This window comes from Achromobacter sp. (assembly GCF_050285565.1).
Lineage (GTDB): Bacteria > Pseudomonadota > Gammaproteobacteria > Burkholderiales > Burkholderiaceae_B > Achromobacter.
In genome coordinates this window covers 112928-126586 of sequence record NZ_JBLZXG010000008.1, presented here as the reverse complement: position 1 = coordinate 126586, position 13659 = coordinate 112928, and the positions used below count along the sequence as shown (strand labels likewise).

Sequence of the window (13659 nt, the reverse complement as noted above, 5' to 3'; positions counted from 1 at the left end):
CACGGCCCGGCGCCGGCTCAGCGCAGATTCAGCCAGACCCGCCGCATGGTCGGGTCTTCCGGATCCGGATCATTGGTGAAACCGAGGCTGGTCATCAGCGACAGCATCGGCCGGTTGGTCGACAGCACCAGGCCGTCGATGTATTCCAGCCCCTGCTCGCGCGCCGCGTCGATCAGCGCTGTCATCAACTGGCGGCCCAGGCCGCGCCGCTGCCAGTCATCGCCGATCACCAGCGCGTATTCCGCGCCGCGCCCATCCGGGTTGCGCAGGTAATGCGCGAAGCCCACCAGCACCTCGTGCGGATGGCCGCGATTGGCCGGGTTCGGCACCTGGGTGGCGGCCACCAGCGCCAGCTCGCGGTGGTAGTCCACCTGGGTGTAGCGCGACACCATGCGCGGCGTGAGCTCCCGCATCATCGACACGAAGCGCATGTAGCGCGAGCGTTCCGACAGGCCGCGGATGAAATCCTGCAGCGGCTGGCCGTCCTCGGGGCGGATCGGCCGCAGCACCCACGGGATGCCGTCGGCGAAACGCCGTACCTGCACCAGGCGCGCCGGGTACGGGTGGATCGCCATGTGCGGATAGCCGGCGGTCTGCGGGGTTTCGCAACCCGGCGTCTCGGTCAACGTCATGCGCAGGCCGCCGGCGCGCAAATGGGTTTCGCCGGCATAGAGCGGGTCGATGTCGAGCGTTTCGATGTCCGGCAGCTCCGACACCATCTCCGAGACCAGTACCAGCGCCTGCTGCAAGGCCTCGGCGGCCAAATGGCCGACGCGCGGCGCCAGCACGCGGCGCCACAGTCGGCTGCGCTCGATCATCTGGCGCGCCAGGAAGCCGTTGAGCGGCGGCAGGTCGATGCCCCGGTCGGACTGCGACAGTACCGCGTCCGGCCCGCCGGCGCCGAAGCGGATGACGGGCCCGAACTGCGGATCGCGCCGCACCCGGATCGCCATGGGGCGGGATTCGGGCTCGGCCGCGGCCACATCCAGCGGCATGTCGCGCAGCGGCACATAGAAAAGGGACAGCAGCGCGCGGATCTCGGCGGTATTGAGCTCGCGCCGGCAAGCGGCCCGCACACGCGCCAGGATCTCGCGCGCGGCGGCCAGGTCGGGCACATGGGTGGCCGGCTCGGGCGGCTGGGTCTGCAGCAGCAGCTGCTGGTTGTAATGGTGCGTGGCCAGCACGCCGAAGGCGTCGGCGGCCGACTCGGGGGTGCGAAAGGCCGAGGTGCCGGCATCGTCCAGCATGCGCCGCAGCGGCCGCATGCCGGCATCCCCCATGAAGCAGGTGACCACCGGCTTTCTGGCCTTGGGTGCGATCAGCGCCAGCTCGCGCGCCACCGCCGGCATGTCGGCCAGCGCGTCGGGCGCCAGCAACACCAGCACGCCGTCCACGCCGGCGTCGTCCAGCACCACGTCGAGGATGGCGCGAATGCGTTCCGGCGTCAGCGGCACATAGGTGATGACCGGGTTGGCGCTGGCCGCGTCCGGCTCCAGCATCGCCGCCAGGGCGCGCTGTGTGGCCGGCGCCAGCTCGGCGCGCAGCACGGCCGCGTCCGGGCCGATCAGGTCCATCGCCAACTGGGGCGGCCCGCTGCCGTTGGAGATCAGCGCCACGCGCCGACCCTTGGGGCGGCGCGTGTAGCCCAGCACCTTGACCGCCGAGAACAATTGCACGAAGTAGCGCACCCGCACCGCGCCGGCGCGCCGCAGCGCGGCATCGAAAATGGCGTCGGCGCTGTCGCCGTCGGCGCGCCCGGCCTTGAGCACGATGACCGGCTTGACGCTGGCCGCGGCCCGCAGCGCGCTCATGAATTCGCGCGCCGGGCCGACGTCTTCCAGGTACAGCACGATGCTGTCGGTGCGCGGGTCGCTGGCCAGGTAGTCCAACACCTTGGACAAGCCCACCACCGCCTCATCGCCCAGCGACACGGCAGTGGAAAAACCGATGTGCACGTCCTCGGCCCAGTCCATCACGGCGGCCATGATGGAACGCGACTGCGCCAGCAGCGCCACACGGCCGGCGCGCGCCAGCACCGGGTGCTGGCTCAGGTTCAGGCCGGCGTGCGGGCGCTGGGCGCCGAACGAGCGCGGCCCCAGCAATTCGCAGCGGTTCTCCTCGGCCCAGGCGCGGCACAGCGCCAGCGTGCCGCGCGGGTACGGGTCGGGCAGCTCGTGCGGCAACAGGATCACCGAGCGCGGCGCCAGCGGCGCCAGCCGGCGCAGGGTCTCGGGCAGCACGGCGGGCGAGACGCAAACCAGGGCCAGATCGGGCCGTTCCCCGGCGGCCAGGCCTTGGAGCGCTTCCGGCAGCTCGGGCGCGGCGCCGGTTTCGCAGGCCACCACCGTGGTTTTCGCTTTCAGCGCGGGCGACAGCGAGTTCGCCGCCGGCAGCGGCCGATCGGCAACGATCACCAGCGAACCGGGTTCGAACATCGGGGCAAGAGCGTGTCGCAGCATGGCGGGGGCAGGCACTAATCTAAAATAGCGTTCATCGTAACAAGACAATCCCCTCGTCCGCTTGATCCAGGCCCAGCCCGGCGCCGCTTCGTGGCGCCGCAGCCGCTATCATTGCCACCTATGACTTCCAACGCCCCCTCCCCCATCCGTACCCGCTTCGCGCCTTCGCCCACGGGCTTCCTGCACCTGGGCGGCGCCCGCACCGCGCTGTTCTCCTGGGCCTTCGCGCGCCACCACCAGGGCACCTTCGTGCTGCGCATCGAGGACACGGACGTCGAACGCTCCACGCCGGAAGCGGTGCAGGCCATCCTGGACAGCATGGACTGGCTCGGCATGCAGCCGGACGAAGGCCCGTTCTACCAGATGCAGCGCATGGACCGCTACCGCGAAGTGGTCGCGCAGATGCTGGCCGCCGGCACCGCCTACCATTGCTACAGCTCGCCCGAGGAAGTCGAGGCCATGCGCGAGGCCGCCCGCGCCCGCGGCGACAAGCCGCGCTACGACGGCACCTGGCGCCCGGAGCCCGGCAAGACCCTGCCGCCGGTGCCGGAAGGCCGCAAGCCGGTGGTGCGCTTCAAGAATCCCCAGGACGGCGCCACCGCCTGGAACGACATGGTCAAGGGCCCCATCAGCTTCGACAATAGCGAGCTGGACGACCTGATCATCGCGCGCCCGGACGGCACCCCCACCTACAACTTCTGCGTGGTGGTGGACGACTGGGACATGGGCATCACCCACGTGCTGCGCGGCGATGACCACGTCAACAACACCCCGCGCCAGATCAACATCCTGCGCGCGCTGGGCGCCACGCTGCCGGAATACGGCCACGTGCCCATGATCCTCGGCCCGGACGGCGAAAAGCTGTCCAAGCGCCACGGCGCGGTCAACGTCATGGAATACGACAGCCAGGGCTACCTGCCCGAGGCCATGATCAACTACCTGGCGCGCCTGGGCTGGAGCCACGGCGACGACGAACTCTTCAGCCGCGACCAGCTGGTGCAATGGTTCGACACCCGCCACCTGTCCAAGTCGGCCTCGCAGTGGGACCCGAAGAAGCTGAACTGGGTCAACGCCCACTACATCAAGCAGATGGACAACACCGAACTGGCCGAACGCGTGGCGCCGCGCGTCGCCCACCGCGGCGGCCATCCGGAAAAGATCGACCTGCCGGGCGTGATGGGCCTGCTCAAGGACCGCGCCGAGACCCTGGAACAACTGGCCGACGGCGCCATGCTTTTCTGCGGTGAATTCAAGCCGGCCGCGCCGGAGCTGGTCGAGCAGCACCTGACCGCCGCCGCGCGCGAAGCGCTGGCCGATTTCGCCCAGCGCGCCCAGGGCGCCGACTGGTCCCGCGAGGGTATCTCGGCCTTGATCAAGGCCGTGCTGGCCGACCGTGGCCTGAAGATGCCGCAACTGGCGATCCCGCTGCGCGTGGCCGTCACCGGCCAGACCCAGACACCCGCGGTGGACGCGGTGCTGGCCCTGCTGGGCAAGGACGTGGTGATCAAGCGCCTGGCCGCCATCTGACCGCGCTTGCGCCCACGAAAAAGCGCCGTCCGGCCTTGGCCGTTCGGGGCTTTCTTTCGTTATCGCGGACCGCTCTGGGCGCCAGCGCCGCGCGGCGGCGGACGCACTAGGCGGCCTTGGGCCGCGCCTTGAGGGCCCGCGAGAAAAACGCCCCCAACAGCGGCAACAACACCGCCGAGCCGCCGAACAACACCGCCGCGCCGGCCTCGTCCACCACCGCGCCGGCCAGCGCCACGCCCGCCGCCTGGCCCATGAACAGGCAGGACGCGAACCAGGCCACCGCCGTGCCGCGCGCCGACGGCACCATCTGGGTGGCGTTGGTCTGCAGGGTCGCGTGCAGCAAGTAGTAGCCGAAACCCGCCAGCACGCTGGCCAGCAGGCTCCAGATCCAGACCGGCCCCAGCAAGTACGACAGGAACGCCACGCCCAGCACCAGGCCGCCCGCCACCGCCAGACCGCGCTCGCCCAGCCGCTTGAGGACGCGGCCGGCCACCACCGTGTACAGCAGCCCGCCCACCGCATACACCGCCACCAGCGCCCCGGCCGCGGTCAGCGAAATATCGAAGCGTTCATGCAGGTAGGACGGCGCGAATGCCAGGGCGCCGAATACCAACAGGCCCTCGATGAAGACCGTGGCCAGCACGACGCGCGCCCAGGACGTGCCCAGCACCAGCCGGACTTGCGCCACGAATCCCTGGCGCGGAACGTTCGGATCGACCAGGCCCAGCCCCAACGCGCGCTGGCGCCGCACTTCCAGATGCAGCAGCGTGCCCACCACCAGATAGCCGCCGACCAGCGCCGCGAAGGCCCAACGCCAGCCCAGGGTGTCGGCGAACAGGCCGCCGGCCAATTGGCCGGCCGCCATGCCGAGGATGGTGCCGGTCAGAAAGCGCGCCAGGGTCGCCTGGCGGCGCTCGTAGGGCACCGTGTCGCCGATCCAGGCCATCGACAGTGGCACGATGCCGGCGCCCGCCGCCCCCGACAGGGCGCGGCAGAACACCAGCACATCGAGTGTCTCGGCGGCGAACGCGCCGGCGCTGCCCAGCGCGCAGGCGAAAGTCGCCACGCTGACCACCCGGTACTTGCCGTAGCGGTCGCCGACCGGGCCGAAGAACATTTGCAGCACCCCGTAGGCCACCGCGAACGCGGTCACCGCGCGCGCGGCCTGGCCCGTGCTGGCGCCGAATTCGGCGGCCAGCTGCGGCAACATGGGATCACAGATACGGAAGGCACTGGCGCTGACGAAAGCGGCCAGGGCAAGCAACGCGATGGCGCGCGCTTCGGAAGAGAGGGCGGGCATGAGCGGCCGGCGACACGATGGAGGACGAAGTCCGCACCTTACCGCAGCCGCGCCCGCTTGGCGACGCCGGCGGCCGGCTGGCGGGCACCGGGCGCAACGCCGACCGGGCTCAGTACGGCAGACGGTAGCCCTGCGGCATGCGGCGCGCCGTGACGACCTGGCCGCCGCTCTTGAGCTCGCGCAGAATCAGCTTGGCCTGCTCGACCTTCTCGACGCGGTAGCGGTTGATATAGATCGGATCGTTGGCGTCCACCATCTCGCCGTTCGATTGCGTGGTCTGCATCGTGTAGACGCCATCCACCACGCTCCAGCAGCCGGTCTCGCGCAGCGCCGGGCGCGTCTTGCGGCCGATCTTCAACTGGGTCTCGTAGGCCATGCGGCCGTCGGCATACAGCACCGTCAGGGCCTGGAAATCGCCGCTGACGCCCTTCGGCTTGGAATTCGAATACCAGGTACCGACCATGGGATCGCCGCTTTTGGCGGGGACGCACGCCACCGGTTTGGGCGCCGCTTCCGGCTGGCCCTCGGTAATGGAGGCGGGTTTCCGGCCGGCACAGCCGGCCAGGATCAGAAGGGCGCAAGCCACGCCCGCCGAACGCAAATACACACTGCTCATGACTTCCTCAACGTCTGTCGACGCGTCGTGCCGCTCAAACCGGCACGCCCCTCGCGCAGCAAACATCACGCACTCTAAAGAGGCGCTGGGGAAGAATCAACGACGATCCGCGCCATGTGCAATTGCGCAACAGTCGGTGCCGGAAAGCCCGTGATTTAAGGCGTAAACGCGCAAAAATGCGTTGGTTTCAAGCGACACTGCGGCCACCGCGCGCGGCCTTGGCGCGCAGCATTTCCTCCATGCGCGCAGCCGCCGGCGACAGGCTGCGGCCGGCCAGCCGCGTGATGCCCAGCTCGCGCTCGATGCGCGGCCGCGCCAGCGGCACGAAAACCAGACCGGGCGAATCCGGCGGCACGCCCAGCCGCGCCAGCACCGTCACCCCCACGCCGCGCTCCAGCATCGCCAGCAGCGACATCATGTTGGACACGAACACCTGGCGTTCCATCATGAAGGCGGCCTGCGGATAGTCCGCCAGTTGGCGATGCGCCACCGTGCCCACCAGCGGCAATCCGGCGATCTCGCGCCAGGTCACCGATTTGCGCCCCGCCAGCGGATGGCCGCGATGGCAGACCAGTCCGAATGCGTCGCGCAGCAGCGGCTCGAACGACAGGCGCCGGTCGCGCAGCACCGGGCTGCACACCCCCAGCTCGACCTCGCCGGCCAGCACCATGCGCTCCACGCCCTCCGAGTTGTCGTCGAACAGGCGCAGGGCCACCGCCGGATAGCGCTCGCGATAGGCCGCCACCAACTCGGGCAGCCAATGGGTCGCCACGGTCGCCACCGAGGCCATGGTCAAGGTGCCGGCCTCGTTGCTGGCCAACCCCGCCAACGCGCCCGCCACGCGGTCATGATGCTCCACCAGTTCACGCGCCAAGGGCAGGCAGTCCTGGCCGAAGCGCGTCAGCGCGTTGCCGTTGCCGCGCTCGAACAGCGGTTGGCCCAGGCGCTGCTCCATTTCACGGATCGACAACGACAGCGCCGGCTGCGAGCGGAACGCGCGCGCGGCAGCGGCGCGGAAGCTGCGCAATTCGGCCACCAGCAGAAAGTGGCGGTAGTGCGCAATGGACAGTTCGGGCAAGGCGGGCATCGGACAGTTGATTTGATGAACTTATCAAACCATAGGAAAAATAAAGTTTTCTGATCATAGGGCGGCACTTAACATGGCCGCAATGACTACCGCCACTCTCTCCCCGGCCGCCGCGCGCGTCGTCGATCCGCTCGACTTCAGCCTCGCCGACCGGTTGCCCGCCCGCCCCGCCGGCCACGGCCGCCTGCTGACCGCCGCCGCGCCCAACGGCAAGCCTGGCCTGCTGTTGGTGCCAGGCGCCTATCACGGCGCCTGGTGCTACGCGCATTACCTGGACTATTTCGCCCGCGCCGGCCTGGCCTGCGCCGCCATCGACCTGCGCGGCCACGGCGCCTTGCCGCGGGATAAAGGCTTCATCGACGCCGGCATCGCCGACCTGGCCGCTGACGTGGTCAGCGCGCTCGACCTGCTGAACGCCCCCACCGTGGTGGTGGGCCACAGCATGGGCGCCCTGCCCGCGCTGCTGGCGGCCAGCCAGCGCGCCGTCGCCGGCGTGGTGCTGATAGCGCCGTCGCCGCCCGCCAACCTGCCCGGCGCGCGGGGCCTGCCGCCGGTGCCCGCCGACGCCGTGCGCACCGCGCCCGCCGCCGGCGAGATCCGCGCCCGCTTCCTGGCCACCACGCCGACGCGCGACGTCAGCGCCGTCACCCAGCGCCTCACCCCCGAAAGCCCGCGCGTGCTCAATGACCGCTACCTGCTGCGCGTACCGATCGACCCCGCCGCCGTGACCGCCCCCGGCCTGTGCCTGGAAGCCGGCCTGGACACCCACGACCGCCATCCGCCGGGCCAGGATCGCGCCATCGCGCGCCTGTTCGGCTTTGCCCATGCCGTCCTCGCCGGACAGCCGCACTGCATGATGTATGGCGACCAATGGCAGGTCAGCGCGGACGCGATCCTCGAATGGTATCGCCAGCAATTCGGCTGATCCGCGCCGCCCCGCCGGCCCCGCCCCGAGCATCGACATTCGCCCACGCCCCCACGAACACCCCCGCCCGGCTGCGTTCACCGCGCCCTGAATCACCCAGCTAACCACAAAACACGACGGCATCACCGCCGCCCCAGGAGACAAGCATGACCCTCACCCCCTTCGCGCCCCGTTCATTCCTGCGCCGTGCGCTCGCCGCCGCCAGCCTGCTGCTGGCCGGCGCATCGCACGCCGCCGGCTGGCCCGAGAAACCCATCACGCTGATCGTCCCGTCCGCGGCCGGCGGCGCCGCCGACCTCACCGCCCGCACCTTCGCCCAGTTCCTGGGCAAGCAGACCGGCCAGACCGTCATCGTCGAAGACCGCCCCGGCGCCGGCGGCATCGTCGGCACCAATGCCGCCAAGAACGCGCCCGGCGACGGCTACACCTTCCTCTTGTCCACCAACTCGACCCACGCCGCCAACCAGTTCCTCTACAAGCACCTGCCCTACGACGCCCAGAAAGACTTCGTGCAGGTCGGCATGCTCGGCACCTTCGGCACGGTCGGCATCGTCGCCCCCGACAGTCCCTACCGCACCGTGCCCGAGCTGGTCGAATACGCCAGGAAGCACCCCGGCGAAGTCTTCTTCGGCTACTACAGTTCGTCCTCGCAAGTGCCGTCCGAACTGTTCAAGCAACGCGCCGGCATCGACATCGGCGCCGCCGGCTACAAGAACATCACCCAGATCATCACCGACCTGCGCGGCAAGCAGATCGGCTTCGCCTTCGTCGACTACCTGACCGCCATGGGCCAGATCGACGGCAAAGGCCTGGCTCCCCTGGCCGTCACCGCTGCCCAGCGCCACCCCGCCTGGCCCGACGTCCCCACCATGTCGACCTACTACCCCGACTTCATCGTCGCCGGCTGGCTCGGCATCTCCGCCCCCGCCGGTACCCCGCCCGACATCGTCGCCAAAATGAACGCCGCCACCCAGGCCGCCGTCAACGACCCCGCCACCGCCGACAAACTCCGCGCCCTCGGCCTCACCCCCGAAGCCATGAACACCGCCCGCTTCGACGCCTTCGTCAAGGAAGACACCACCCGCTGGAAGGAATGGATCAAGATCTCCGGCATCCAGCCGCAGTAAACGCCCACCGCAAATAAAGAAACGCCCTCTATATAGAGGGCGTCGCAATATAGAGACCATCACAAGATTGCGCCCATGCATCAAAAGTGGTGACGCACAGGGAGCCGCTCACCGCGACCGCGCCCCGCCCTCCCCAACGGCGCGCAGCGTCATCCGTCCCGACGCAAGCCCCCCAAACGCCAAAGAAGGCCGCCCGCGCGGCCGCCTTTGGCGACCCCGCAACCCCCTCTCCCCCCCCCGATTGATGGCAAAAAAACGCCAAGCAAACAGCTCGCCCCAAAGGCGGCCGTTAAGTCTCATCGCGAGCGGGTGACGGGGCAGGCGGGGGATGGCGGGGCGTGTAGATGCGCCCGAGGGAAACCGAAGGGAGCCGAAGGCGGACGAGGTTGACGCAGGGGAAGTCCGGAGCGAACGCTCCGGACCGCAATCGTAGCCCCGCCCTCCCCCCCCCCCCCCCGCCTGCCCCGTCACCCGCGCCTTAAGAACCCCACCCCCCGCGAGCAACCAAAGAAGCCCCCCTATAAGGGCAACTTCAACTCATGCTTGATCTCCCGCAACGCCACAATCGTCCGCGTCTGCCGAATCCCAGGCATGTTGAACAAAAACCGATGCAAGAACCGGTCATAAGCCTCCGGACTCTCCACCAGAATCTTGAGCAGAAAATCCGAATCCCCCGTGACGGCATAGCATTCGAGAATCTCCGGCGCATCCCGCACCGACCGCTCGAAATTCTCCACCGTATTCGCCGAATGCCGCTCCAGGCTGATCTGCGCGAACATGCAGCCCAGCCCCACCTTGCTGCGATCCACCTGCGCGCTGTAGCCCTGGATCACGCCGCTGGCCTCCAGCGCCTTCACCCGCCGCCACACCGGCGCCGCTGACAGCCCCACCTTGTCCGACAGTTGCTGCGCCGAGGCCCGGCCATCCTCCTGCAGGGCCTTGAGGATGCCGATATCGGTCTTGTCCATCACTTTGTCTCCTGTTTGGGTCGAAATTCCGCGAACACGAAATATTCATTGCGAATTATAGGGATAGCACGATCCAAAAACGCAATAAACCGGATGCTTCGCGAACCTATCATGGTGCCGACTACAGGAGTATTCATGATGGACGGCACCCCCGCCCCCGAGCCCACGCTGGATCTCGATTACCAGCTCGCCGACAACCTCACCCGCGAGACCGGCCGCATCTTCCTGACCGGCACCCAGGCCCTGGTGCGCATCATGCTGACCCAGCGCCGCGTCGACCGCGAGCGCGGCCTGAACACCGCCGGCTTCGTCTCCGGTTACCGCGGCTCGCCCCTGGGCGGCGTGGACATGGCGATGTGGAAGGCGCAGAAGGCGCTCGACGCCAACCAGATCACGTTCCTGCCCGGCATCAACGAAGACATGGCCGCCACCGCCGTCATGGGCACGCAGCAGGCCGGCGTGCGCGCCGACCGCAACGTCGATGGCGTCTTCGCCATGTGGTACGGCAAGGGCCCCGGCGTGGACCGCGCCGGCGACGCCCTGCACCACGGCAACGCCGCCGGCGCCTCGCGCCACGGCGGCGTGCTGGTGGTGGTGGGCGACGACCACACCGCCGTCTCGTCATCGATCCCGCACGCCAGCGAGGCCTCGCTGATCGGCTGGCAAATGCCCATCGTGCACCCGGCCTCGATCGACGAGTACGAAACCTTCGCCCTGTGGGGCTGGGCCCTGTCGCGCCATTCCGGCGCCTGGGTCGCCTTCAAGGCCGTGTCCGAGACCATCGAAAGCGGCCACTCGTTCACCCCCGCGCCGGTGCGCCACTACGACATGCCGGCCGACCCGGACCTGCCGCCGGAAGCGCTGGAATACTCCGCCCGCGACTTCCTGTCGCTGGCGGTCGAAACCCGCATGAACCTGCGCATGAAGGCGGTCGCCGCCTTCGCCCGCCGCCACAGCATCGACCGCCTGACCTGTCCGGCGCCCAAGGCCACGGTCGGCATCGTCACCGTCGGCAAGGCGCACCTGGACACCATGGAAGCGCTGGCGCGGCTGGGCGTGGACACCGTCACCGCCAACGCGCCGGTGCGCATCTACAAGCCCGGCCTGACCTGGCCGCTGGATGCCGAACGCATGCTCGACTTCGCGCGCGGCCTGTCGCACATCCTCGTGGTCGAGGAAAAAGGCGCCGTCGTCGAGACCCAGCTCAAGGATCTGCTGTTCAACCTGCCCGAGCGCGCCACCGTGGTCGGCAAGAAGGGCTTCGACGGCGAGGCGCTGGTGCCGTCCGCCGGCCAGTTGCGCCCGTCGCTGCTGGCGCGGCCGCTGGCGCTGTGGTTGTCGCGCAGCGCCGGCCTGCAGCCTGGCGTCGATCTGGCCACCTTCGACTGCCAGGACATGCTGTCCAACGACGCCGACGGCATGCGCCGCCGCCCCTACTTCTGTTCCGGCTGTCCGCACAGCACCTCGACCAAGGTGCCGGAGGGCAGCCAGGCGCTCTCGGGCGTGGGCTGCCACTACATGGCCGCCTGGATGGATCGCGACACCGGCGGCCTGACCCAGATGGGCGGCGAAGGAGTCGACTGGATCGGCCTGTCGCGCTACACCAAGATGCCGCACATCTTCCAGAACATGGGGGAAGGCACCTACTACCACTCCGGCTACCTGGCGATCCGCCAGGCCGTGGCCGCCAAGGCCAACATCACCTACAAGATCCTGTTCAACGATGCGGTGGCCATGACCGGCGGCCAGCCGGTGGACGGCCCGATCTCGGTACCGCAGATCTGCCAGCAGTTGCGCGGCGAGAACGTCGCCCGCATCGTCGTCACCAGTGATGAGCCGGAAAAATACCGCGGGGTCGATCTGGGCGCCGGCATCAAGGTGCACCACCGCCGCGAACTGGACGCGCTGCAGCGCGAGCTGCGCGAAATCCCCGGCGTCACGGTGCTGATCCACGACCAGACCTGCGCCGCCGAAAAGCGCCGCCGCCGCAAGAAGAACCAATTTCCCGATCCGCCCCGCCGCATGCTGATCAACAGCGCGGTGTGCGAGGGCTGCGGCGACTGCGGCGTGCAATCGAACTGCCTGTCGGTGGTGCCGCTGGAAACGCCCTACGGCCGCAAGCGCGCCATCGACCAGTCCAGCTGCAACAAGGACTACTCCTGCGCCGAGGGCTTCTGTCCCAGCTTCGTCTCGGTTATGGGCGGCAAGCCCAGAAAGAGCGCCGCGCCCAAGGCCGACCAGCAACGCCTGCAGCACCTGATCCAGCAACTGCCGCTGCCGCGGCCGCCGGCGCTGGATCGCCCCTACCGCCTGCTGGTGGCGGGCATGGGCGGCACCGGCGTCATCACCATCGGCGCCATCGTCTCGATGGCCGCCCACCTGGAGGGCCTGTCGGCCGCGGTGCTGGATCTGACCGGCCTGGCGCAGAAGGGCGGCACCGTGGTCAGCCACATCCGCCTGGCGCCCGCCGGCGCCGCCCCCGGGCCGGTGCGCCTGGACTGGCAGCAGGCCGACGCCGCCATCCTGTGCGACCCGGTCGCCGCCGTCGCGCCGGACTCGCTCGGCGCGCTGCGCCGTGGCCACACCCGGGTCACCGTCAACACCTACGTCGCGCCGGTATCCGAGTTCACCCGCAACCCGGACGCCGCCATGCGGCCGGAAGCGCTGCTGGCCAAGATCCGCCACGCCGCGGGCGAGGACCACACCGCCGCCATCGACGCGCACGAAGCCGCGCTGGCCCTGTTCGGCGACAGCATCCTGTCGAACATGTTCATGCTGGGCTACGCCTGGCAGCGCGGCGGCGTGCCGCTGTCGCAGGCCGCCATCCATCGCGCCATCGAACTGAACGGCGTCGCCGTGGCGGCCAACCGCGCCGCGTTCGACAGCGGCCGCCTGGCCGCGCACCAGCCCGAGGCGCTGGAAGGCGCGCTGCGCCCGCGCGCCCAGGTGGTGCAACTGCATGTGCCGGAAAGCTTCGAGCGCGCCGTGGCGCGCCGCATCGACGACCTGACCGCCTACCAGGACGCCGCCTACGCCCAGGCCTATCGCGAGGTGGTCGAACGGGTCGCCGCGCGCGAACGCGAGCTGGCCCCCGACGCTAAGAGCCCGCGCCTGGCCATGGCGGTGGCGCGCAGCCTGTTCAAGCTGATGGCCTACAAGGACGAATACGAAGTCGCCCGCCTGTACACCGGCGAAGCCTTCCAGGCTCAGCTCCAGGGTCAGTTCGAGGGCGACTACAGCCTGCGCTTTCACATGGCGCCGCCGCTCTTCGCGCGCAAGGACCCGCGCACCGGCGTGCCGCGCAAGGTGACGCTGGGCCCGCGCACCATGACGGCGCTCAAGCTGCTGACGCGCTTGAAGCGCCTGCGCGGCACCTGGTTCGATCCCTTCGGCCACACCGCCGAGCGCAAGATGGAGCGCGCGCTGGTGGGCGAGTACCGCCAGACCATAGACCGGTTGCTCGCAGGGTTGAACCGCGACAACCTGGCGCAAGCGGCTACAATCGCCGCCCTTGCGGAAACCATCCGCGGCTTCGGCCACGTGAAGGCGGCGAACGTCGAGAAGTACAGGACGGAGCTGGCCCGCTTGATGCAAAGCTATACGGCGCCTGCCCCGCGCGATGTACCCCTGCGGAAAACCGCATAAACACT

Annotated in this window: 9 protein-coding genes; 4 read left to right on the top strand and 5 right to left on the bottom strand. The window is 69.4% G+C overall.

The annotated features are described in order from the left end of the window. Positions 1-17: 17 nt before the first annotated feature. Entirely contained in the window at positions 18-2459 is a 2442-nt protein-coding gene (locus tag ACN6O8_RS18110) for a GNAT family N-acetyltransferase (RefSeq protein WP_427992385.1), read from the bottom strand. Between the two features lie 120 nt (positions 2460-2579). On the opposite strand from ACN6O8_RS18110, the gene gltX reads away from it, so the two are divergent. Further along, positions 2580-3986, top strand: coding sequence for a glutamate--tRNA ligase (gene gltX / locus ACN6O8_RS18105; protein ID WP_427992384.1), 1407 nt, complete (start codon positions 2580-2582; stop codon positions 3984-3986). 106 nt (positions 3987-4092) lie between these two features. Here gltX and ACN6O8_RS18100 read toward each other — a convergent pair whose 3' ends face one another. The 3 genes from ACN6O8_RS18100 to ACN6O8_RS18090 all read right to left on the bottom strand — a co-directional run bounded on the left by ACN6O8_RS18100 (position 4093) and on the right by ACN6O8_RS18090 (position 6989). Continuing rightward, positions 4093-5286, bottom strand: coding sequence for an MFS transporter (locus ACN6O8_RS18100; RefSeq protein WP_427992383.1), 1194 nt, complete (start codon positions 5284-5286; stop codon positions 4093-4095). 109 nt (positions 5287-5395) lie between these two features. Next, positions 5396-5902: a hypothetical protein gene (locus ACN6O8_RS18095; protein ID WP_427992382.1), complete on the bottom strand. Its 507-nt coding sequence runs from the start codon at positions 5900-5902 to the stop codon at positions 5396-5398. A gap of 187 nt (positions 5903-6089) precedes the next feature. Further along, positions 6090-6989 carry a LysR substrate-binding domain-containing protein gene (locus ACN6O8_RS18090; RefSeq protein ID WP_427992381.1) on the bottom strand — a complete coding sequence of 300 codons (900 nt, stop codon included), beginning with the start codon at positions 6987-6989 and terminating at the stop codon, positions 6090-6092. Positions 6990-7071: 82 nt separating this feature from the next. Between ACN6O8_RS18090 and ACN6O8_RS18085 the strand changes: the two genes are divergently transcribed. Together ACN6O8_RS18085 and ACN6O8_RS18080 are read left to right on the top strand one after the other, a co-directional pair. Further along, positions 7072-7914: an alpha/beta hydrolase gene (locus ACN6O8_RS18085; protein ID WP_427992380.1), complete on the top strand. Its 843-nt coding sequence runs from the start codon at positions 7072-7074 to the stop codon at positions 7912-7914. Positions 7915-8060: 146 nt separating this feature from the next. Continuing rightward, positions 8061-9041 (top strand): Bug family tripartite tricarboxylate transporter substrate binding protein, encoded by a 981-nt coding sequence (locus ACN6O8_RS18080; protein ID WP_427992379.1) that lies wholly within the window; start codon positions 8061-8063, stop codon positions 9039-9041. A 518-nt stretch (positions 9042-9559) separates the two neighbouring features. Here ACN6O8_RS18080 and ACN6O8_RS18075 read toward each other — a convergent pair. Next, entirely contained in the window at positions 9560-10009 is a 450-nt protein-coding gene (locus ACN6O8_RS18075; protein WP_006388620.1) for an Lrp/AsnC family transcriptional regulator, read from the bottom strand. 138 nt (positions 10010-10147) lie between these two features. Here ACN6O8_RS18075 and ACN6O8_RS18070 point away from each other — a divergent pair, with 138 nt between their 5' ends. Then, positions 10148-13654, top strand: coding sequence for an indolepyruvate ferredoxin oxidoreductase family protein (locus ACN6O8_RS18070; protein ID WP_427992560.1), 3507 nt, complete (start codon positions 10148-10150; stop codon positions 13652-13654). The last annotated feature ends 5 nt before the right edge of the window (positions 13655-13659 follow it).

Coding starts and splice junctions, on each gene's coding strand:
- ACN6O8_RS18070 (WP_427992560.1), top strand. CDS start 10,148: ATGGACGGCACCCCCGCCCCCGAGCCCACGCTGGATCTCGATTACCAG.
- ACN6O8_RS18075 (WP_006388620.1), bottom strand. CDS start 10,009: ATGGACAAGACCGATATCGGCATCCTCAAGGCCCTGCAGGAGGATGGC.
- ACN6O8_RS18095 (WP_427992382.1), bottom strand. CDS start 5,902: ATGAGCAGTGTGTATTTGCGTTCGGCGGGCGTGGCTTGCGCCCTTCTG.
- ACN6O8_RS18110 (WP_427992385.1), bottom strand. CDS start 2,459: ATGCTGCGACACGCTCTTGCCCCGATGTTCGAACCCGGTTCGCTGGTG.
- ACN6O8_RS18090 (WP_427992381.1), bottom strand. CDS start 6,989: ATGCCCGCCTTGCCCGAACTGTCCATTGCGCACTACCGCCACTTTCTG.
- ACN6O8_RS18080 (WP_427992379.1), top strand. CDS start 8,061: ATGACCCTCACCCCCTTCGCGCCCCGTTCATTCCTGCGCCGTGCGCTC.
- ACN6O8_RS18085 (WP_427992380.1), top strand. CDS start 7,072: ATGACTACCGCCACTCTCTCCCCGGCCGCCGCGCGCGTCGTCGATCCG.
- gltX (WP_427992384.1), top strand. CDS start 2,580: ATGACTTCCAACGCCCCCTCCCCCATCCGTACCCGCTTCGCGCCTTCG.
- ACN6O8_RS18100 (WP_427992383.1), bottom strand. CDS start 5,286: ATGCCCGCCCTCTCTTCCGAAGCGCGCGCCATCGCGTTGCTTGCCCTG.